The sequence below is a fragment of the Mesorhizobium tamadayense genome (genome assembly GCF_003863365.1).
GTDB lineage: Bacteria > Pseudomonadota > Alphaproteobacteria > Rhizobiales > Rhizobiaceae > Mesorhizobium > Mesorhizobium tamadayense.
Window position 1 is genome coordinate 201,950 of the sequence record NZ_RQXT01000003.1, and the last position, 19,237, is coordinate 221,186.

17 protein-coding genes and 1 pseudogene are annotated in these 19,237 nt (G+C 65.8%); 8 read left to right on the forward strand and 10 right to left on the reverse strand.

Annotated elements, in window-relative coordinates; translation table 11 throughout:
• Positions 1–60: 60 nt before the first annotated feature.
• Complete coding sequence (locus EH240_RS04150) at positions 61–1,764, reverse strand: AfsR/SARP family transcriptional regulator (RefSeq protein WP_124996143.1); 1,704 nt, start codon at positions 1,762–1,764, stop codon at positions 61–63.
• Positions 1,765–1,896: 132 nt separating this feature from the next.
• Here EH240_RS04150 and EH240_RS04155 point away from each other — a divergent pair, with 132 nt between their 5' ends.
• Both EH240_RS04155 and EH240_RS04160 read left to right on the forward strand, forming a co-directional pair.
• Positions 1,897–2,562, forward strand: coding sequence for a peroxiredoxin (locus tag EH240_RS04155; protein WP_124996144.1), 666 nt, complete (start codon positions 1,897–1,899; stop codon positions 2,560–2,562).
• Between the two features lie 137 nt (positions 2,563–2,699).
• Complete coding sequence (locus EH240_RS04160) at positions 2,700–3,842, forward strand: NAD(P)/FAD-dependent oxidoreductase (protein WP_124996145.1); 1,143 nt, start codon at positions 2,700–2,702, stop codon at positions 3,840–3,842.
• A 94-nt stretch (positions 3,843–3,936) separates the two neighbouring features.
• On the opposite strand, the gene EH240_RS04165 is transcribed toward EH240_RS04160, so the two are convergent.
• Positions 3,937–4,377, reverse strand: coding sequence for a hypothetical protein (locus EH240_RS04165; RefSeq protein WP_124996146.1), 441 nt, complete (start codon positions 4,375–4,377; stop codon positions 3,937–3,939).
• Between the two features lie 358 nt (positions 4,378–4,735).
• Here EH240_RS04165 and EH240_RS04170 point away from each other — a divergent pair, with 358 nt between their 5' ends.
• The 5 genes from EH240_RS04170 (at position 4,736) to EH240_RS04190 (ending at position 10,384) form a co-directional block, all read left to right on the forward strand.
• Positions 4,736–5,989, forward strand: coding sequence for a sarcosine oxidase subunit beta family protein (locus tag EH240_RS04170; RefSeq protein ID WP_124996147.1), 1,254 nt, complete (start codon positions 4,736–4,738; stop codon positions 5,987–5,989).
• 14 nt (positions 5,990–6,003) lie between these two features.
• Positions 6,004–6,273 (forward strand): sarcosine oxidase subunit delta, encoded by a 270-nt coding sequence (locus EH240_RS04175; protein WP_124996148.1) that lies wholly within the window; start codon positions 6,004–6,006, stop codon positions 6,271–6,273.
• Positions 6,270–9,152, forward strand: a complete 2,883-nt coding sequence (locus EH240_RS04180; protein ID WP_124996149.1) for a sarcosine oxidase subunit alpha family protein — start codon at positions 6,270–6,272, stop codon at positions 9,150–9,152. Before EH240_RS04175 ends, EH240_RS04180 begins: the two co-directional genes overlap by 4 nt.
• Complete coding sequence (locus tag EH240_RS04185) at positions 9,145–9,669, forward strand: aminomethyltransferase family protein (protein ID WP_124996150.1); 525 nt, start codon at positions 9,145–9,147, stop codon at positions 9,667–9,669. Before EH240_RS04180 ends, EH240_RS04185 begins: the two co-directional genes overlap by 8 nt.
• A 133-nt stretch (positions 9,670–9,802) precedes the next feature.
• Positions 9,803–10,384: a TetR/AcrR family transcriptional regulator gene (locus EH240_RS04190; RefSeq protein ID WP_245435822.1), complete on the forward strand. Its 582-nt coding sequence runs from the start codon at positions 9,803–9,805 to the stop codon at positions 10,382–10,384.
• A gap of 80 nt (positions 10,385–10,464) precedes the next feature.
• Here the strand turns inward: EH240_RS04190 and dhaL are convergent, their stop codons facing one another.
• The 6 genes and pseudogenes from dhaL to oiaX form a co-directional block, all read right to left on the reverse strand.
• Positions 10,465–11,073 carry a dihydroxyacetone kinase subunit DhaL gene (gene dhaL, locus EH240_RS04195; RefSeq protein ID WP_124996152.1) on the reverse strand — a complete coding sequence of 203 codons (609 nt, stop codon included), beginning with the start codon at positions 11,071–11,073 and terminating at the stop codon, positions 10,465–10,467.
• Between the two features lie 5 nt (positions 11,074–11,078).
• Complete coding sequence (locus tag EH240_RS04200; protein WP_124996153.1) at positions 11,079–12,092, reverse strand: dihydroxyacetone kinase subunit DhaK; 1,014 nt, start codon at positions 12,090–12,092, stop codon at positions 11,079–11,081.
• A gap of 104 nt (positions 12,093–12,196) precedes the next feature.
• A complete protein-coding gene (gene derI, locus EH240_RS04205) occupies positions 12,197–12,652 on the reverse strand; it encodes a D-erythrulose-4-phosphate isomerase (protein WP_124996154.1) in 456 nt (151 codons plus the stop codon).
• Positions 12,653–12,662: 10 nt separating this feature from the next.
• Positions 12,663–12,770: pseudogene (locus tag EH240_RS04210) on the reverse strand (triose-phosphate isomerase); the annotation flags it as partial.
• A 43-nt stretch (positions 12,771–12,813) separates the two neighbouring features.
• Complete coding sequence (locus tag EH240_RS04215) at positions 12,814–14,142, reverse strand: four-carbon acid sugar kinase family protein (RefSeq protein WP_124996155.1); 1,329 nt, start codon at positions 14,140–14,142, stop codon at positions 12,814–12,816.
• A gap of 2 nt (positions 14,143–14,144) precedes the next feature.
• Complete coding sequence (oiaX, locus tag EH240_RS04220) at positions 14,145–15,395, reverse strand: 3-oxo-isoapionate-4-phosphate decarboxylase OiaX (RefSeq protein ID WP_124996156.1); 1,251 nt, start codon at positions 15,393–15,395, stop codon at positions 14,145–14,147.
• Positions 15,396–15,581: 186 nt separating this feature from the next.
• Between oiaX and EH240_RS04225 the strand changes: the two genes are divergently transcribed.
• Entirely contained in the window at positions 15,582–16,295 is a 714-nt protein-coding gene (locus tag EH240_RS04225) for a transcriptional regulator NanR (RefSeq protein WP_124996157.1), read from the forward strand.
• A gap of 6 nt (positions 16,296–16,301) precedes the next feature.
• Here EH240_RS04225 and apnL read toward each other — a convergent pair whose 3' ends face one another.
• Entirely contained in the window at positions 16,302–18,206 is a 1,905-nt protein-coding gene (gene apnL, locus EH240_RS04230; RefSeq protein WP_124996158.1) for a D-apionate lactonase, read from the reverse strand.
• Positions 18,206–19,237 carry a Gfo/Idh/MocA family protein gene (locus EH240_RS04235; protein WP_124996159.1) on the reverse strand — a complete coding sequence of 344 codons (1,032 nt, stop codon included), beginning with the start codon at positions 19,235–19,237 and terminating at the stop codon, positions 18,206–18,208. Before EH240_RS04235 ends, apnL begins: the two co-directional genes overlap by 1 nt.

Here is a 19,237-nt window from a genome sequence, read left to right on the forward strand (position 1 = left end):
GCCTGCCAGCGCCCCCGGCTGCCTTCCATACCATCCCGCCAAATGGCCTCTGGCGCAAGATCAGGCGTGGTTTCGCATCCGCGCCAGGCATCGGGCCTGGTCGCGCGGCCGGCCGAGTTCCTCGTAGCGGCCGGCTGCCTCTTCGAAGGCGGCGAGCGCGCGCACTTCCTTGTTCTGTTCCCGCCGCTGCACGCCGCGCGCTTCCCAAAGCGCTGCCGCCCAAGGGCCACCTTGCCACATGCCGGCGATACGTTCGGCGTCGTTCAGGCGGCGCTCGACCTGTTGGAGCTCTCCCGCCTTGGCAAGAGCGATTGCCGACGCGGTGCGCAATGCCATCGAGCAGGGCTGGCAGGCGCCCGGTGTCAGCAGCCGGTCGCCGGCGAGGATCTCTTCCGCCACCATTTTCGGCGTCGATGCCGCTCGCACGGCGAGCGCCTGCATGCGCATGATAAGATGCGGCGAAAGCCATGAGCGCTCGGCATCGGCGAGGCCGCGCCGGATCAGACGGCCGGCCCGCCATTTCTGGCCGCGCTCCAGGGCGATCTCGGCCAGCCGCTCGATGGCCAACACGCGGCCGGCGACCGCATCCGCCTCCAGGAGCAGCCGCTCGGCTTCGCTGAGGAACTGCTCGGCCTCGTCGAGGTCGCCCGAAAACAGCGCCGCCTCCCCGAGAAGCAGGCAGGCGAGACCACGTCCTGCGCTCGATTGCGCCTGCTCGGCGACGGCGAGCAGCTCTTGAGCCAGTCCTGCGACTTCGGCATGGCCTTTGGCGCTGCACAGACAGAACTCGGACAGGCAGAGGTGGCCATCGAAGACATGTTGCACGAAGGCCGGCTTGGCGCGGACCCATTCGATGAATTCGGACCGGAACAGTTGCGGCCATTGCGCCCGCATCATCGAGGCAAGCCCCAGCAGCGCGCTCGCTTCGCCAACTTCGCGCGGCAGGTCGGCAGCCAGCGCAAGATCGCGGGTCTGCCTGGCAATCTCGCTCGCCTTGTCGAACTCGCCGCTCTGCAGGTGCACCAGACCCCAGGCGAGCGAGGTGCGGATGCGCTCCGAGGGATTGACGGTCTCCGCGCCGGAGAGCGCCAGCGCCTTCTCGTAAAGCGCGATGGTCGCGGCACTCGGCCCGACGCCGAGCTCAGCATGCAGATTGTCGCGAAGCTGGTTGAACTGGCGGATCGCCTCGACCCGGTTGCCCGCATCGAGTGCGGCCTGCATCAGCGCGCATTGCGCCTGCTCGTCGGCCGGATCGAGCGCGATCAGCCGCTGCCACAGCCCGCCGATGCGCAGCAGGTGGCTGTAGCGCTGCTGTATTTGCGCGCGGGGAGCGTCGAGCCATTCGACAAAAAGATCGTCCGGCAAAAGCCTACCACCATAGTGGTCGGCCGCACGTTCGAAAGCGCTCTTGTCGCTGCCTCGGAGCGCCGTCCTGGCGGCTGCCTCAAAGCTTTCGATATCGATATCGAGCTCCGCATTGGGCGCAAGCGCGATGATGTCGTTGTTGATCTCGATGAGTTCATGGGCGCCGAGCGCACGGCGCGCGAAATGGACGGCTTTGCGCAGGTTGGCTCCGGCGGCCTCGGGGTCGGCGTCCGGCCAGAAAGTTTCCATCGCCTGCTCGCGGTGCATGCGATGGGCGGGTTGTAAGGCGAGGAGCTTGACCAGCGCCGCGGCGCGGTCACGCCGCCAGTCGGCCGCCGGGATCGGCCGGCCATCGACACTGACGGCGAAGCGGCCGAGCAGATGGATCGAAACGCGCATTGAGGCACCATCCGGAAGAAGGGGAGCCGGCGCCGAAGCCGTCACCGGCCATCGGCCGTCGAGGAACGCTGGCGGAACATAGATTTCCTAATATGCCCTCGCAATCGAATTCGAACCGGAAAGGAAATAACCATGTCACTCCGTATCGCAGACATCGCCCCCGACTTCACCGCCGACACCACGCAAGGTCCGATCTCCTTCCACGAATGGCTGGGCAAGGACTGGGGAATCCTGTTCTCGCATCCCAAGGACTACACGCCGGTCTGCACCACCGAGCTCGGCTACATGGCGCACCTCAAGCCCGAGTTCGACAAGCGCGGCGTCAAGGTCGTCGGCCTGTCCGTCGACCCGGTAGAGAAGCATGCCGGCTGGGCGAAGGATATCGCCGAGACGCAAGGCATGGCGCCGAACTTCCCGATGATCGGCGACCCGACGCTCGCTATCTCGCAGCTCTACGACATGCTGCCGGCTTCGGCCGGCAACAGTGCCGACGGCCGCACCGCCGCCGAAAACCAAACGGTGCGCAATGTCTACGTCATAGGCCCGGACAAGAAGATCAAGCTCGTCATATCCTATCCGATGACGACCGGCCGCAACTTCGACGAGGTGCTGCGCGTGGTGGACTCACTGCAACTGACGGCCAAGCACCGCCTGGCGACGCCTGTCAACTGGAAGCCCGGCGACGAGGTCATCATCGCGGGTTCGGTGTCGAACGATGAAGCAAAGCAGCTTTATCCGCAGGGCTGGAAGGAACCGAAGCCGTACATCCGCATCGTGCCGCAGCCTGTGCTGACCTGACAGCTCTGGCGTCAAGGTTTGGGCGGCGGGCATCGGCGGCGAGAGCATCGGAGACGCGCGTCCTCGCCGCCCTGGCAAAGACAATAAGCAAATTCAATCCGGCGCCTCGGCATGGCGCCAAGACGTGGGGAACCAAGATGAGCACTGCAAATAAACCGTGCATCGTCGTCCTGGGGGCAGGCTTTGGCGGCCTGGAACTGACGACGCTGCTTTCCGAGGCGATGGGCGACGGCATCGACGTCACGCTCATCGACAAGAGCGACACCTTCGTATTCGGCTTTTCGAAGCTTGACGTAATGTTCGGCCTGAAGGCGCCGGAGGCGGTGCGCCTGCCTTACAACCGCTACGCCAAGCCCGGCGTGCGCTTGCTGAAGCGCACCATCATCGCGATCGATCCGGAAAAGCGGCGGGTCACCACCGATGACGGCGTCTACGATGCCGACTACCTGATCGTGGCGCTTGGCGCCGAATATGATTTCGAGGCCACGCCCGGGCTGTCGGAAATCAATGAATTCTATACCGTTGCCGGGGCGGAGCGGCTGCGTGATGTGCTGCCGACCTTCAAGAAGGGCAGGGCGATGGTCGGCGTCTGCGGCGCGCCCTACAAATGCCCGCCGGCTCCAAGCGAATGCGTGCTGATGCTGCATGACTATCTGGTGCGACAGGGTGTGCGCGAGGCCTGCGAGATATCGCTGGTGCTGCCGCTCGGCAGTCCGGTGCCGCCTTCGCCCGACACCTCGAGGGCACTGCTTGCCGCCTTCGCCGAGCGCGACATCAAGTTTATCCCGAGCCGTCGCGTCGCCTCGGTCGACAACGCACGCAACGCGGCAGTGCTCGACGACGGCACCGAAATGCCGTTCGACCTTTTCCTCGGCGTTCCCAAGCATCGCGTCCCGCTGGTGGTTCTGGAAAGCGGCATGTCGGAGAACGGCTGGATCCCGGTCAACCCGCGCACGCTCGAAACGAAGTATGAGAACGTCTACGCCGTCGGCGACGGCGCCAACACCGGCACGCCCAAGGCCGGCGTATTCGCCGAGGGCGCCGCGCGCGCCGTCGCCAGCGCGCTCATCGCCAAGCTCCGCAGGAGCGGCAGCGGCACGCTCTATGACGGCTTCGGCACCTGCTACATTGAGTTCGGCGGCGGCCGCATCGGCAAGGTCGAGGTCGATTTCTTCTCGGGTCCCGCGCCAACCGGCAACTACTATGAGCCTTCGGTGGCGCTGCGCGCCGACAAAGAGACTTTCGGCTCTAGCCGGCGGTCAAGGTGGTTCGGTTTGTGAACCGACGATAGCCGAAGCGAAGGCGGCTCAAGGCACAGCTGTCAGGGGGAGAAGCGGCGCGCCGACGAATCCGGGGACGTCCCGTCGGCGCTGCTCAGCCGCCAGGGGCCGGCGGCAGCTCGAACAGCGTCGCCCCGTCCTCCCGTCCTCGCTCGACATAGCCGATCACCCGAAACCATCTTGCGACGTCCGGTCCCCGCAGCCAGCTGCGGGAATGGACGGGAAGGTTGCCGGCGAGCGCCTGGATGTGGCGGATGTGACGCCTGCAGAAGCGGACCGTCGCCGCCCTGAAGAAGTCCTCCTGCGCGGCAAACAGCGTGTCGGCCGCGTCGCCATGCTCATGCCAGGCGATGATGGCGACGGCCTTGTCGCCCTCGACCAGCGCATGCGCCCGGCCTTCCTTGAGGTTCATCATCAGGTTGTCGTACGCGGCCTTGCTGTCCTTGCCGGCCGCCAGGTACTCGTCCGACATTCGCTTGGACAGGCCACGGAAAACATCCTCGAGGTCTCCGACCGTCGCTGCGCGTGCTCTCATTGCTCCTCCTGACAGCCCGGCAGGCAGTTTGCACTATCGATGGGGGATCACCAAGCAAATGAAATCCGCCATCCGCCCGGTGCACGCAAATGCATTTCACTTTGGCCAGATCCCTAGTGCCGCGCCCATGCGACGCGTTGGCTCGATCGCCAATGGACACAGGTGTACATTCAAGCTAAGTTCGCGCTTCGCGAGGTCGGACGGCCTTCGTCGATCCGCAGTGGAACGGAATGGAATGGACCTTCGAGGCGGGACGAGCTGATTGCGCGGGTTTGGCATTGCACCGCCGACGCTGCGTTCTCAAAGCCCCTTCGCGCCGTTGCAATGCCAGTCGCGGGATGATGCGGGGCTTGAGCGCATGACAAGACACTATTCAGCGCTTTCACTCTTCAAGGAAGGCGTCGCTGGCCAGACCGGTTGGGAAAAGGCCTGGCGTTCCCCCGATCCGAAACCGCGCTATGACGCCATCATCATCGGCGGCGGAGGCCACGGCCTCGCCACGGCCTACTATCTCGCAAAGAACCACGGCGTCACCAACGTGGCATTGCTCGAGAAGGGCTGGATCGGCGGCGGCAACACCGGCCGCAACACCACCGTGGTGCGCTCCAATTACTTCTATCCCGAAAGCGCGGCGATCTACGGGCTGGCCCATAGCCTCTACAAGACGCTCTCGAAGGACTTGAACTACAATGTGATGTTTTCCGCGCGCGGCATCCTCACCCTTGCGCACAGCGAAGCGGGAATGGAGACCGCTGCAGGCAACGTCAACGCCATCCAGGTCAACGGCATCGACTGCGAAATATTCTCGATCGAGGACGTGCGTCGCGTCGTGCCGATCTACAATTTCAGCCCGCATGCCCGCTATCCGGTCTATGGCGGCACATGGCAGCCTAGCGGCGGCACCGCCCGACACGACGCCGTCGCCTGGGGCTACGCGCGCGCCGCCAGCCGTCTTGGCGTCGACATCATCCAGAACTGCGAGATTACCGACTTCATCATCGAGAACGGACGCTGCCGCGGCGTCGTCACGTCGCGCGGCGAAATCCGCGCCGAGCGTACGGGCATGGCGGTGGCCGGCCATTCGTCGGTGCTGGCGGCGAAGGCGGGGTTTCGGCTGCCGGTCAATTCCTACGCGCTGCAGGCCTGCGTGTCCGAGCCGGTCAAGCCGATCCTCGACACGGTGGTGATCTCGCCGGACACCGGCGTCTATGTCAGCCAGTCCGACAAGGGCGAGCTGGTCATCGGCGGCGCGCTCGACCGCATCCCGTCTTATGGCCAGCGCGGCAACCTGCCGGTGCTGGAAGCCGTGATCGCCGGCATGCTCAACATGTTCCCGATCTTCGGCCAGTTGAAGATGATGCGGCAATGGGCGGGCATCGTCGATGTCGTCCCGGATTCCTCGCCGATCATCGGTGAATCGCCGCTGCCCGGCCTTTTCCTGAATTGCGGCTGGGGCACGGGCGGCTTCAAGGCGATTCCCGCCGGCGGCACGCTGCTTGCCCATCTGCTTGCCACCGGCAGTCACCACGACATCAGCCGGCCGTTCGATCTCGACCGCTTCGCCCGCGGCCGGCTGATCGACGAGGCGGCCGGCTCCGGCATTGCCCACTGAAGGTGTAGAAAAAGATGCAGCTCTTTCCCTGTCCGTTCTGCGGGCCGCGCGAAGAAAGCGAATTTCACTATGGCGGCGAGGCCGGCAACCTGAGGCCCGACGGCGGCGACGTGACGGCCGAGCGCTGGGCCGGCTATCTCCATATGCGCGACAATCCGAAGGGCCCGGGCCGCGAGATCTGGGTGCATCTGACTTGCGGCGAGTTCTTCGCGATGAGCCGCGACAGCGTCAATCACAAGGTCTCGGGTTCTTCCACGCTCGGCAAATCGGAGCACGGCGCATGAGCGCTTCCCGTCTCGCCGATGGCGGCAGCGACATCGATCGCGCCCGTCCGCTGAGCTTCACTTTCGACGGCAGGCGCGTCGAGGGCTTCGCAGGCGACACGATCGCCTCTGCCTTGCTGGCGAGTGGCCAGGCCGTTGTCGGCCGCAGCTTCAAATATCATCGGCCGCGCGGCATCTGGGGCTCCGGCGTCGAGGAACCCAACGCGCTGGTCGACGTCGAGAGCGCCGACGGCCGCGTGCCGAATGCGCGGGCGACGACCGTGCCGGCCAAGGACGGCCTCGTCGTCAAGAGCGTCAACGCGTCGCCGACGGCGCTGGCCGACCGCAACGCGGTGCTCGACCGCTTTGCCCGCTTCCTGCCCGCCGCCTTCTACTACAAGACCTTCATGTGGCCGGACTGGCACCTGTTCGAGCCGCGCATCCGCGCCATGGCCGGACTTGGTGTCGTCGACCGCGACTGGAAGCCGCGTCAGGTCTCGGCCCAGATCAATCATCACTGCGACGTCCTGGTGGTTGGCGCCGGACCGGCAGGTCTCGCCGCGGCTGCCGGCGCGGCCGCGGCCGGGCACTCGGTCATCCTGGTCGACGACCGGACGCATCCCGGCGGATCGCTTCGCCACCGCGCCGGCGAAGTCGACGGTGTCGAAGGGACGGCGTGGGCCGAGGCAATCGTAGCCAGGCTGAACAGCGGCGGCCACCTCATGCTGAGCGATACGACCGCCTTCGGCCTCTACGATCACAATCTGGTCGCGCTCAATCAGCGGCACCACGACGGCCGGCCCGACACGCTGTGGCGCGTGCGGCCGCGACGCATCGTGCTGGCGACGGGAGCGATCGAGCGGCCCGTTCCGTTCGCCAACAACGATCTTCCGGGCATTCTCTCCGCCGATGCAGCACTTGCCTATCTGCGCCGGCACGGTGTGCTAGTCGGCCGCGAGATCGTGGTCGCGACCAACAACGACAACGCCTATGAGCCGGCCTCGGCGCTGGCGGCGGCCGGCGCCTTGGTGACGGTGGTCGATTGCCGGCGCGAGGGCGGCGCGCAGATGGGAACGGGTATTCGCGTCTTGGCCGGGCGTACGGTCGCGGCGGCGCGCGGACACAACACCGTCCAGGGTGTGCTGCTCGATGACGGCACGACCCTCGTGGCCGATTGCGTGCTTGTCTCCGGTGGGTGGACGCCCACCGTGCATTTGTTCTCGCAGGCGAAGGGTAAGCTCGCCTGGAGCGATCAACTCACGGCTTTCGTTCCGGGAGAGGCTGTCGACGGGATCGGCGTGGCCGGCGCCTTGGCCGGCACGGTCTCGCTTTCCGAAACCTTGGCCAGCGGCACGGCGGCTCTCGATGGGTTCGGCTCATCGTCGTCGCCGGTGCCTCACAGCACAGGAGTTGAGGCGACGCTAGGCGTTGTCGGCCTGTGGCCGAAGCCCAAGGCCAAAGGCCGTGTCTGGATCGACTATCAGAGCGACGTCACAGCCAAGGACGTTGAGCTTGCGGCGCGGGAGAATTTCGTCTCCGTCGAGCATCTGAAGCGCTACACGACGCTCGGCATGGCGACGGACCAGGGCAAGACATCGAACCTGAACGGCCTGGCGCTGCTGGCCGAGGTTACCGGCCGCGCCATCGCGGAAGTGGGCACCACGACCTACCGGCCGCCATTCACGCCTGTGCCCTTTGCCAGCCTGGCGGGATCGCGCCGGGGCAGCATGCACGCTCCGGTCCGCCGCCTGCCGCTGGAGGCAAAGCATCGCGCGGCACGCGGGGTGTTCCAGGAATATGGCGGCTGGCTGAGGCCTGCCTGTTACGGAAACGGAGAAGCCAGGGCCGCGATCCAGGAGGAAGCGCGGCGCGCCCGCCAGTCGGTCGCACTCTTCGACGGCTCGACGCTCGGCAAGATCGAGGTGATCGGCCCGCGTGCGGCTGAATTCGTCGACTTCATCTATTACAACACCATGTCGACCCTGAATCCGGGCCATTGCCGCTACGGCTTCATGCTGTCGGAAAATGGCGTCGTGTTCGACGACGGCGTGCTGGTTCGTCTCGACGAGCATCGCTTCATCGTCTCTTGCTCGTCGTCGCATGTCGCCGCCGTCCATGCTCGGCTGGAAGAGTGGCGGCAGGATCGTTTTGGTCGCGATGCGGTCTATATCCACAACGCCACCGCGCAATACGCGACGTTGACCGTGTCAGGCCCTAACGCGCGCGGGCTGATGGAAGCGCTCGATCTGGGTGCCGCGCTGGACGATACCAGCCTGCCGCACATGGCGGTCAGCGCCGGCCGCTTTGCCGGCGACGAGGTGCGCATCGCCCGGGTCTCCTTCACCGGCGACCGGAGCTACGAAATCTCCATCCGCGCCGACCGGGCCGAGGCGCTGTGGGAACGCATGCGGCAGGAGGCCCGCGCCTTCGACGCCGTTCTGCTCGGGCTCGAATCCCTGATGATCCTGCGCGCCGAGAAGGGGTACATCGTCATCGGCAAGGACACCGACGGCAACACCATGCCGCACGACCTGGGCGTCGCGGGGCCACGGACCAAGCGGACTAATGAGTTCGTCGGCCGGCGTTCGCTTTTCACCGAAGCGGCGAACAGATCCGATCGCAATCAGCTTGTCGGCCTGGCTGTCCGCGAAGGCGAGGCGCCGCTGGCGACCGGCGCGCATGGCGTGGAGAAGAGAGAGGGCCGTCCTCGAAGCATCGGCTTCGTCACCTCCAGCTATCAGAGCCCGACCCTGGGGCGCCCGGTCACGCTGGCGCTCATCGAACGCGGCGCCGCGCGGCATGGGGAGACGATCGACGTTCAACATCTCGGCGTCGTGCGGCAGGCAACCATAGTCGCGCCCTGCGCCTTCGATCCGGAGGGGAGGCGCCTGCATGCGTAACCTTGCCGAAAAATGGCCGTCGGCGCCGGACTGGGCGACGGCGGTGCTAGACAAGGACGAGGTCAGCGTGCGCACGCTGGGCGGATTGAACCAGCTTTTGGTCAGCGGCGATCTGGCGGCCTGGGCGCTGGCATCCGGCCTCGCCGGCGAGGGCGTCGGAGCCGGCGCGGTTGCCAGCGGCGACAGCTACATGGTGCGGATCGCACGCGATCGCGTTCTCGCCGTCGGCGAACAGGCGTTTCCCATCGCGGCCGGTTGGTATGAGGCCGGGTTCGCGGTCTCGGTCATGGATGCCGGGCTCCATGTGTTCGAGATCGAGGGGCCGGGCCTGGCCGGCCTGGTCGCCAGGGCCACGGCGCTCGATCCGGGGCAAGCCAGCCGTTCGGCTTCCGTGCTCTTTGCCGGCGTCAATGTCTTGTTCTACCGGTTCGGCAATGCCAATCGGGGGCGCCTCCACGTCGACCGCGGTTTCGCGCCTTACCTGTGGGAATGGCTCGAACAATCATCAGGATTGTAGTGGCGCGGTTTCGCGTCTATCTAGCCGGCGTCTAAATCTTGGCCGGCTCGCTATGCCTTCCGATTCCAGTTTTGATGAAGTCGCGCGACGGTCCGGTCTGATCGGCAACACCAAGGTGACGCGCGAGGACTGGATGAAGCTCGCGCTCGAGACGCTGATCTCCGAGGGCGTTGAAGCGGTGCGCGTGCTCGCGCTTGGGCAGAAGCTGAACGTCTCGCGCTCCAGCTTCTACTGGTATTTCAAGAGCCGCCAGGACCTGCTGGATCAGCTTCTGGACTATTGGCGCAACAACAACACCCGTTTCATCGTCGAGCAGGCCGGCCGGCCCGCCGCGACGATAACGCAGGCCGTGCTCAATGTCTTCGAGTGCTGGCTGGATGAATCGCTGTTCAATCCGCGGCTGGATTTCGCAGTGCGCGCCTGGTCGCGACAGTCCGCCGAAGTGCACCGGATCGTGAACGAGGAGGACGACGCGCGGGTCGATGCCATCCGGGCGATGTTTTCACGGCACGGCTATGAAGCCACGGAAGCGTTCGTGCGGGCGCGCGTGCTGTACTTCACGCAAATCGGCTATTACTCGCTCGAGATCGTCGAGCCGGTAAGCAACCGTCTCTTCCTGACGCCGGCCTACCTGCTCACGCACACCGGCAAGGAACCTCGCCAAGGAGAGGTGGAGGCCTTCGCCGAAAAGGTACGGTGGCGAACGCGCAGTTGAGCGGGGCCGGTTGAACGACCTGCGGAACGCCACGCACCGCCGCTTTCCTTGGTTGGAGATCCGGCCGGCAGAAGCGGCGCCTAAGCGGTCTTCATCGCATTGCAGATTTCTTCGACCAGCATTGCGGCCGAAACCGAGCCGGGGTCCGGATGGCCCAGCGAGCGCTCGCCGAGGCGCGCGGCGCGGCCGACGGTTGCGATCATGTCGCGTGTCGCTTCCGCACCCTGGCGGGCAGCGGCGGCTATGGCGTCGGCATCCTGGCCATCGACTGCCGCGTCCGCGGCCGGAGCCCAGGCGTCGAGCATCGTCTTCTGGCCGGGTTCCGCCTTGCCGCGCTGCACGATGCCGTCGCGCATCGCCGCAATGACGGTCCGCAACTCGCCGCTCGGCATCGATCCGCGCGGACCCGCGGCCTTACCGGCGCGCAGAAGGGCGGTCGCGTAGAGTGGCCCGGAGGAGGCGCCGACCGCGTTGAGAAAGCCTTTGGCGGCGGCATTGAACACATCCTGCAGCGTGCCCTCGGCTGCCCGGGCTGCGTCGGCCGCTGCCTTCATGCCTTGTTCCATGGCGATGCCGTGGTCGGCGTCCCCGATCACCCCGTCAAGCGCGCAGAGCCTGTCGCGCTCGGTCGCCATTCGTACGGAGAAGGCGCCGAAAAGGGCTTTCAAATCCCCGGTCGTGAACTCCATCGCGCTCAACTCCGGAACATGGCGCAGTCGCAGGGATGGTCGATCATGCGCTGCAATTCGTCATCGAGATGCATGATGGTGATCGACGCTCCGGCCATGTCGAGCGACGTGCAGTAGGGGCCGACAAGCGTCTTGTGAACGACGAGCCCAGCAGCCTTCAGGCGTTCCGCGATCCGGGCGTTCAGGATGTAGAGTTCCATCAGCGGCGTCGCGCCGAGCGAGTTGACCAGCATCGCGACACGATCGCCGGCCGGCGCCTTCATTTCCGCCAGGATCGCATCCATGATCTCGTCGGCGACATCGTTGGCCGAACGCAATGGCCCGCGCCGCACGCCGGGCTCGCCATGGATGCCCATGCCGATCTCCATCTCGCCATCGGGAAGATCGAAGCTTGGTCGCCGCGTCTGCGGCAGGGAACAGGACGAGAGCGCCACACCCATGGTGAAGGTGCGGTCGTTGGCATGACGGGCGATCCGCTCCACTTCGTCCAGCGGCATCATCATGTCGGCGGCCGCACCCGCCGCCTTGAAGATGAACACGTTGCCGGCCACGCCGCGGCGCTTTTGCCGTTGGTCGCGCGGCGCCGACGCGATGTCGTCGGTGGTCAGCACCGTGCGGGCCTCGATGCCTTCCATCTCCAGCAGCTCGGCGGCCATGTCGAAGTTCATCACGTCGCCGGCATAGTTGCCATACATGAACAGGACGCCGGCGCCGCCGCTCGCGGCCATCGCCGCGTCGACCGCCGGCTGCGGAGGGGGCGAAGCGAAGACGTTGCCGATCGCGGCGGCATCCGCCAGGCCCCTGCCGACATAGCCGAGGAAGGTCGGCTCATGGCCTGAGCCGCCGCCGATCACCAGCGCAACCTTGCCGGTCCGTGGACCGTGCCTGGCGACGACCGCACGCGGCGCGTTGTCCGGACGCCAGAGATGCTCGGGATGCGCGGCCAGGATGCCGGCCAGCATTTCGTCGACCGCCGCATTGCCGTCATTGATCAGCTTCTGCGTCAGGTTCATTGGCATCTCCCTGCATGGTCCTCGACCATGAGACTAGAGCGTTTCGCGGCTGCGTGGAATCGTTCTTCTTCTGGTCCAGCCAAGGTCGCGAAGCGGGAAGTATCGAGGGGTCAGCGAGCGTTGTACTTGGCGTCGACTTGATCGATGGCGGCGACATTGCCGGCCGAGCGCCCCTTCGGATCGAATGTCTCCTTGAGGAAGGCATTGGCGATCGCCTTGGCCAGCTCAGGCCCGATCACCCGCGCGCCCATGGTGATGATCTGGGCATTGTTCGATAGCGCGGCGCGCTCGGCGGAGTAGGTGTCGTGGGTGAGCGCCGCGCGGATGCCAGGCACCTTGTTGGCCGAGATGCAGACGCCGATCCCCGTGCCGCAGATCAGGATGGCGCGGTCGTATTTGCCGGCCAGCACGTCGTTCGCGACGCGGTCGGACAGATTGGCGTAGAACGGGTCAGGGCCGGCTTCGGTGCGCGACACTTCCGACACCTCGTGCCTGTCCTTCAAATGGTCGGCCAGGACCCTGGCCAGGCCCTCGCCGGCGCTGTCTCCCGCAATTGCAAGCTTCATGACCTCTCCTTCATATTTTGGCGAAGCATAGGATGTCGAGATAGCCCTCAACCTGCCAGGCGGCACGTCCGATGAACAACCCGTCGATATGCGGGCATGCGATGAGTTCGGCGCAATTGTCCGACGCAGAGCCGAATGCGGGTGAGTACGGCACGGCGCTTTCACCCGCCGAGACCGTCACGGATGGCCGAGAAATAGCGATCGGTTCCGACCTGCCCGCCCTTCAGCGCCACCTCCAGCCCGTCGATCGCCTCGAAGCTCGAATGAGCCACACAAAGCGGCGAGCCGGGAGATGCCGGCAGCGGCATCCTGACCGTCAGCGCATCGACACCCATCTGGCCGAGCGCATGGCTCGACGTGTCGCCGCCGGCGATGATCACACGCTTTAACGTCTGGTCCACCGTCAGCGCGCGAAGCAGTTCGCCGAGACCGCGGCCGAGCTTGTGGCGGGCGCCTTCCTGGCGGTCGATCTCGGCGCCGCGATCGGCCGTCGGGCCAAGCGCCGTATAAAGGATCACGCTGCGCCCGGCTTTCAGGCTGGCCTTGCCGGCCGCTGCGGCGCGCGCGATCGCGTTCTCGGAACGCTCCGAGACCAGCTCGAGCGGGTCGACCTCGATGCCGTCGAAACCGTCGCCCATCGCATGCCGGATCTGCCGTTCCGTCGTCGGCGAGCAGCTGCCCGACACCACCGCGATGCGGTCGGCGGCTCCCGGCGGCGGGAACACCCCGCTGCCCGGAGCGGTATCCCCCGCCCATTCGGAAAGCAGCGCATATTCGATGCCGGAGGAACCGACGACGAAGTGCCCGCCCGGCTTACGGCTGCGCCATATTTCCTTGCCGGCGAGCGCCTGCGTTTCGCGGCTGTCGACATCGATAAGCACGATGCTGCAGTCTCCGAGAAGGCGGTCCAGGGCGTCCGATCGCGACGGTGATTGCAGCGTCGCCAGGTCGAGCAGTCCCGAGGCCAGTTCCGTCTGACGTGACAGATGCACCAGGAGGTCGGCTTCATCCATCGGCGTCGCCGGGTGGCGGCTCATCACCGGGTGGCGATCGATGCGGTAGTATCTGTCGCGATAGGCCGCGAACAAATGGCCGAATGCGGTGTAGCGCTTGAGCTGCGGCGCGCCGACCACCAGCGGCACGCAGGCTTGCCCGAACACCGCGCGGCCGATCTCGATCGCCCGGCCGATGCTGCCGATCGTCGGGCTGGAATCGAAGGTCGAGCAGACCTTGTAGTGGCAGATCTCGGCCTGCAGCGTCTTCAGCCAGGCGAAAGCCTCTTCAAGATGCGTGTCCATCCATTGCGGCGTTTCGCTGCGGCTGGTTCCGGCAAGCCCAACGGCACGGCAATGCGCGAAGCGTGCCATCAGTCCGGCATCCGGCTTGCGCATGAAAAGCACGGTCGGCACGCCGCCGAGTTCCAGCGCTTCCATGACGTCGGTCGAGCCGGTGAGGTCGTCGCCATAATAGCTGAGGAGCAGGTCCTGCATGCTCAAGCCGCCTTGCCGTCGGCGAACTTCGCGATCGAGCGCGCCAGCTCGACATGGCTCCTGGCGAAGTCCTCGAGCGGAATGCCTTCGACCGCTGCCTGCCACGCCTGCTTAACGGCGCGCACGCCGGCGCCCGGCCCGTCCGGATGGCTGACGATGCCGCCGCCGCAGAGATAGAGGAGATCGACTGTGCGTCCCGTGCGCTCATAGGTCTCGGGCGCCTGTCCGCCCCACTGGCCGGAGCCCGCCACCGGCAGGGCGCAATCACCAGGCGAGAACAGCGGCGTCGTCACCGCCTCGAAGGAGCGGATGAATGAGTCGTCCGGCTCCCAGTATTTCGAGGCGATGCCGTTGATCTGGAACTGGTCGACGCCGAGCAGCCGCCAGAACTGCTGCCAGACCTTGAAATCCATGCCGAGGCCCGGATGGCGCGTGAGGATGTCCCAGCCGTTGCGATGCGCGTGCAGCACTAGGCCGGAGCGCTTCCTCAGGAACGCCATGCCGCCGAAGCCGATGGAGTTGATGTTGATGACCGCGCAATTGCCGCCGGCTTCAAGCACCAGATCGTGGTTGCGCATCATCTCGTCGGGATCGGCGTGCGAGATGCCGAAGGCGTACATCACCTTCTTGCCGGTCTTCTGCTCATGGTCGAGGATCAGCGGCATGATCGCCTTGACCCGCTCCGACAGCGGCGAATAGACCGGGCTCATCAGCTTCTCGTCGTCCTTGATGAAATCGACACCGGCCTCGATCAGCTCGCCGACCATCCCGGCCGTCTCATGCGGCCTCAAACCCAGCGCCGGCTTGACGATGGTGCCGATGATCGGGCGGCCCTCGACGCCAGTCAGCCTGCGGCTGCCGGCGACACCGAACTGCGGGCCGGGATGAGCGCCCCTGAATTCCTCCGGCAGCTTCATGTCGACGACGCGGATGCCGGACATGCCCCTGATCGAATAGGTGCCGCCGATCGCAATCGTCATCAGCGCCGCGAGATCGGTGCCGATCGCGTCGAACGGAAAGGCGATGTCGACGTCGGCGCGCCTGAAGGGACCGATGCCGCCCTCGGGTATCGAAGGTTGCGCCGCGTCCGGCAAATGCCGGATCGCCAGAACGCGCGCCGCCACCCGTGCCTTCAGCTCCTCGGTTTCCCCAGGCAACGCGACGAAGGTGCCGGTCGACTGGTCGCTGGCGATCTTGGCCGCCAGCGCCTCGATGCTCCCTGCGGTCTCGATGCGAAAGGTGAGGGTGATCATGGCCGGCCGTACCCAGTCGAAAGGCAGGAAAAGAATTCCCTGCGCTCGAAATCTGGTATAATGAGTACATAAGCATTGCAAGCAATATCCTGCCCGGCTGAGCGCCATGCGATAGGGCGACGGGCATTCCGGAAATTGCGGCTGCGGTGCTAGATTAGGACTGGGTCAAGGGAGTGATTCGCGGCGATGAACCGTTCGGAACCGATCGTCCGGCGCAAGCTTTCCGACGAAGTCTTTGTCAGGCTGAAGCGGCTGATCACCAGCGGCGAATTGCAGCCGGGCGACGACATGCCGTCCGAACGCGAACTGATGGAGCGCTTCGAGGTCGGCCGGCCGGCGATCCGTGAAGCGATGCAGGCGCTGAGCAACATGGGTCTCGTCGCCATCTCGCATGGCGAGCGCGCCAAGGTGCTGCAGCTCACCGCCAAGTCGATCATCAAGCAGGTCGACGGCGCCGCCAAGATCATCCTATCGTCGTCGAAGGACACACTCGAGCACCTGAAGAGCGCGCGCATCTTCTTCGAGCGCGGCATGGTCAGGGAAGCCGCCGAGAAGGCGACGCCCGAGGACGTGCAGCGGCTCAGGGCAACCGTCGCCGAGCAACGCGCCGCGCGCGGCGACGCCGAGGCGTTCATCTCCGCCGACATGCGATTCCACACTCAGATCGCGGCGATTTCGGGCAATCCGATCTATGTCGCGGTCAGCGAAGCGATGCTCGGCTGGCTGAAGGAATATCATACCGAGATGCTGATCTGGACCGGCAAGGAAAAGTTCACCCTGACCGAGCACGAGGAGATCATCGGCTGCATCGAGAAGAAGGATGCCGAAGGCGCCGAGAAGGCGATGATCAAGCACCTCGAACGCTCGCGCGCCCTCTACGTGATGAACTCCGGGAAGTAGCTTCCTTCAGCCGATCCTGGCTATGGCATAGGCCGGCATCGTCAGGCGTCCTGAAGCTGCGCCTGGGTCGAGCCTGCGCGCACCCGCTCCGTCCCAGATCGTGACCGGAGCTGCCGCTCCGCGAACTAGCGCCGAGGCGTCGACGGGCACGTCGTCCGCGGTGATGTTTGCCAGCCAGGCTGTGACGGCGCCGGTTGGCGAGCGGCCCGCCAGCGCGGCCACGCGATCGTCGCTGACGCCCGCAGCGATATGCGCATGGCCGGCCAGCGCGGCGAGGCCTTGCACCGCGTGGAAGATCGGCCGAGGCGTTCCTTCCTCGGCGGATTCGCTAGCTGCCGCCAGCACGCCGAACGGCCCCGTGAAGCTGGAGAGCGTCAGCATCTCCAGCCCGGCCGGCGCCACGCGCGCGGCATAGCCGATCGTCCAGGCGGCAGCGAACAAACCGGCATGGCGCGGATCGAGATTGGCCATGGCAATGCGCTGGCCGCGAAAATTCTCCTTGGTCGCGCCGCCATAGGGGTTCTGCCGCATGGCGATGGTCGAGGGTCCGATGCGATAGGGCTTCGCTCCGTAGATCGCCCGTGTCGACTGGGTGATGAAAGGCAGCGCCTCCAGCGATTGCATGACGCTAAGATCGTCGGCGGCGTGCACGATCGGACAGGTGCAGTGGGTGACGAAATCAAGCAAACCGGCGGGAACGCGCTTACGGTTGAGCTCGGTGAAATAGCTGAACATGCCGCCGCCGAGCCGGATGCCGGGGAAGGCGCGGCGGGCTGCGGCGTAGACATCTTCTAACGGCGGACAAGCCGGCCAGACGCTGCCGGGCGGCGTCGACTGGCGGTCGACCGAAGGTGAGACCGCGATGGCATCGAATCTCAAGCCTGCCCGGCGCGCCATCTCGGCAATGTCCGAGAGTTCAATGTCGAGATCGCCGGCGCAAGCGACGACGCATTCGAGGGTCGTCTTGGCGGGGAACCCGGCGGCTAGTTCGGCATGAGCCCGCAAGGCATCAAGGCCGTGGCCACGCGTCGGGTCGTAATGGAGGAGAAGCTGCTGCGGGCCAAGCTCAGACAGCAGCGGTAGTTCGTGCAAAGCCGCCTCGACATCCTCCGGATAAATGACCGCACCGACATCGGGCAGCTTCGCTCCGGTCTCGCCGGGCTCGATGCGGACCGGCTCGGCGCCGGTTGTCGCGGCAGTCACCTGGGAGTCGCCGGTGATGCGCAAGGTGATGGTCTGGCGCATCGGCTGGCCGACCGGCAGCACATAGGGCCAGGGCAGAGCGAGAGGCCGCACATAGGTCTTGTAGGAAGCATCGGACCAGTTGCGCTGGTCTTCCATCTCGAACGTGTCGCCTTCCATCCGGCATTCGGCTCTGACGCCTGGACGGACCTGATGGGTGATGGCGCGCATATCCTTGAAGGGCTGCCAGGGGTCGATCAGCAGCGGCAGTTTCGTGTCCATCACGCTGCCATCGGTATGCTCGACCTTGACCGCGCTGCCGGCGAGGCCGGCGATCGGATGCAGGATGCAGAAGCCGCAGCGATTGGTCTCGAAATCGCTTTCGGGCAGCGCGCTCACATCGAAACTGAGACGGCCGTCGGCATCGCCCTCGATCTTGGCGCCAAAGCCGAGCCGGCTTCCGCCCGGTCCTTCGCAGCGTGCCGAGTAGCGCACCGAGAAACTGTCATCGCTCTGTTCGATGACCAGATCCTCCAGCGCCAGCTCGTAGGTGCCCCAGTCACGATCGCGCACGATATAGGCGATGGCGCGCAGCACCTCGATGCCGCCATGCCGGATGGTGCGCAGATTGCCGTTGACGAAATCGGCGCTGAGCAGGCCGGCGCTGAGCCGAACCGGTTCGGCGTCGACCGCGTGCGTGCCGCAGAGGAGGAAGGGATCTTTGGTCATTAGAGCAGGTCGTCGATCCGCACCGGTTGCCGGCTGGCGGCACCGGCATAGGCGGCCTCGACCAGCGCGAAAGTCTTGAGATTGTCGGCGCCGGACGTCGCCGGCTCCTTGGCCGTCGTCAGGCAGTCGACCCAGTGCTTCTGGATCGCAACGACGCTTTCCTGGATGTTGTGCCAGGGCCGCGACGCCCAGGAAAGCAGCGGCGGCGAGACGTCGCTGACCGTGGTGCCGCTCTTGCCGGTAACCGTGAGTTGGTAGCCCTGCGCCAGCCGGATCGTGCCGTCGCTGCCGTCGAGCTCGATCAGCGTCTCGGGGAACGGCTCGGCGGCAAGCTTCGTCGCATAGCTGCAATCGACCATAGAGGTGGCGCCGCCCTCATGGTCCATGAGCATCGTTGCCACGTCCTCGCCGGAGATGCCGGGGTTGACGCGTGCGGTGCGCGCGGTGAGGTTCGAAACATCGCCGAGCAGGAAGCGGGCGATGTCGAGGATATGGATGCCGAGATCCTCGATGATGAAGCGCTTGCCCGTCGCCAGGTAAGGCTGCCCGGAAAACACGTCATAGGCCGACCGGAACGAGATGCGTCCGAAGAACGGCCTGCCGATCTCGCCGCAGTCGAGCACGGCGCGCACCGCCTGGATCGGCGACTGCCAGCGAAAGTTCTCGTGCACCATCAGCGGCACGCCGGCGTCGGCGCAGGCCTTCACCATGGCCTTGGCGTCGGCAAGCGTCGGCGCGAATGGTTTTTGGCAGATTGCCGGAACGCGGTGCGCGGCCGCCATCTCGACCAGCGGCCGATGGCTGCCGACGGTGGTCGCGATGTCGACGAAGTCGAGCGTCTCGCCTTCAAACAGCGCAGCCGCATCGGTGTAGCGCCGCTCGATGCCGAACTGGTCGCCGACGATCCTGAGTCGCGCGGGGTCGCGGTCGCAGATCGCCATGATCGAAGCGCCGTCGATGTCGTGCCAGGCATGCATCTGGTTGACGGCGAAGAAGCCGCAGCCGATCAGCGCTCCGCGCAATTCCGCCAT

Coding starts and splice junctions, on each gene's coding strand:
- EH240_RS04180 (WP_124996149.1), top strand. CDS start 6,270: ATGAGCGCTTCCCGTCTCGCCGATGGCGGCAGCGACATCGATCGCGCC.
- EH240_RS04215 (WP_124996155.1), bottom strand. CDS start 14,142: ATGCAGGACCTGCTCCTCAGCTATTATGGCGACGACCTCACCGGCTCG.
- derI (WP_124996154.1), bottom strand. CDS start 12,652: ATGAAGCTTGCAATTGCGGGAGACAGCGCCGGCGAGGGCCTGGCCAGG.
- EH240_RS04185 (WP_124996150.1), top strand. CDS start 9,145: ATGCGTAACCTTGCCGAAAAATGGCCGTCGGCGCCGGACTGGGCGACG.
- EH240_RS04170 (WP_124996147.1), top strand. CDS start 4,736: ATGACAAGACACTATTCAGCGCTTTCACTCTTCAAGGAAGGCGTCGCT.
- EH240_RS04190 (WP_245435822.1), top strand. CDS start 9,803: ATGAAGCTCGCGCTCGAGACGCTGATCTCCGAGGGCGTTGAAGCGGTG.
- EH240_RS04235 (WP_124996159.1), bottom strand. CDS start 19,237: ATGGCGGAATTGCGCGGAGCGCTGATCGGCTGCGGCTTCTTCGCCGTC.
- EH240_RS04155 (WP_124996144.1), top strand. CDS start 1,897: ATGTCACTCCGTATCGCAGACATCGCCCCCGACTTCACCGCCGACACC.
- EH240_RS04225 (WP_124996157.1), top strand. CDS start 15,582: ATGAACCGTTCGGAACCGATCGTCCGGCGCAAGCTTTCCGACGAAGTC.
- EH240_RS04175 (WP_124996148.1), top strand. CDS start 6,004: ATGCAGCTCTTTCCCTGTCCGTTCTGCGGGCCGCGCGAAGAAAGCGAA.
- apnL (WP_124996158.1), bottom strand. CDS start 18,206: ATGACCAAAGATCCCTTCCTCCTCTGCGGCACGCACGCGGTCGACGCC.
- oiaX (WP_124996156.1), bottom strand. CDS start 15,395: ATGATCACCCTCACCTTTCGCATCGAGACCGCAGGGAGCATCGAGGCG.
- EH240_RS04160 (WP_124996145.1), top strand. CDS start 2,700: ATGAGCACTGCAAATAAACCGTGCATCGTCGTCCTGGGGGCAGGCTTT.
- EH240_RS04165 (WP_124996146.1), bottom strand. CDS start 4,377: ATGAGAGCACGCGCAGCGACGGTCGGAGACCTCGAGGATGTTTTCCGT.
- dhaL (WP_124996152.1), bottom strand. CDS start 11,073: ATGGAGTTCACGACCGGGGATTTGAAAGCCCTTTTCGGCGCCTTCTCC.
- EH240_RS04150 (WP_124996143.1), bottom strand. CDS start 1,764: ATGCGCGTTTCGATCCATCTGCTCGGCCGCTTCGCCGTCAGTGTCGAT.
- EH240_RS04200 (WP_124996153.1), bottom strand. CDS start 12,092: ATGCCAATGAACCTGACGCAGAAGCTGATCAATGACGGCAATGCGGCG.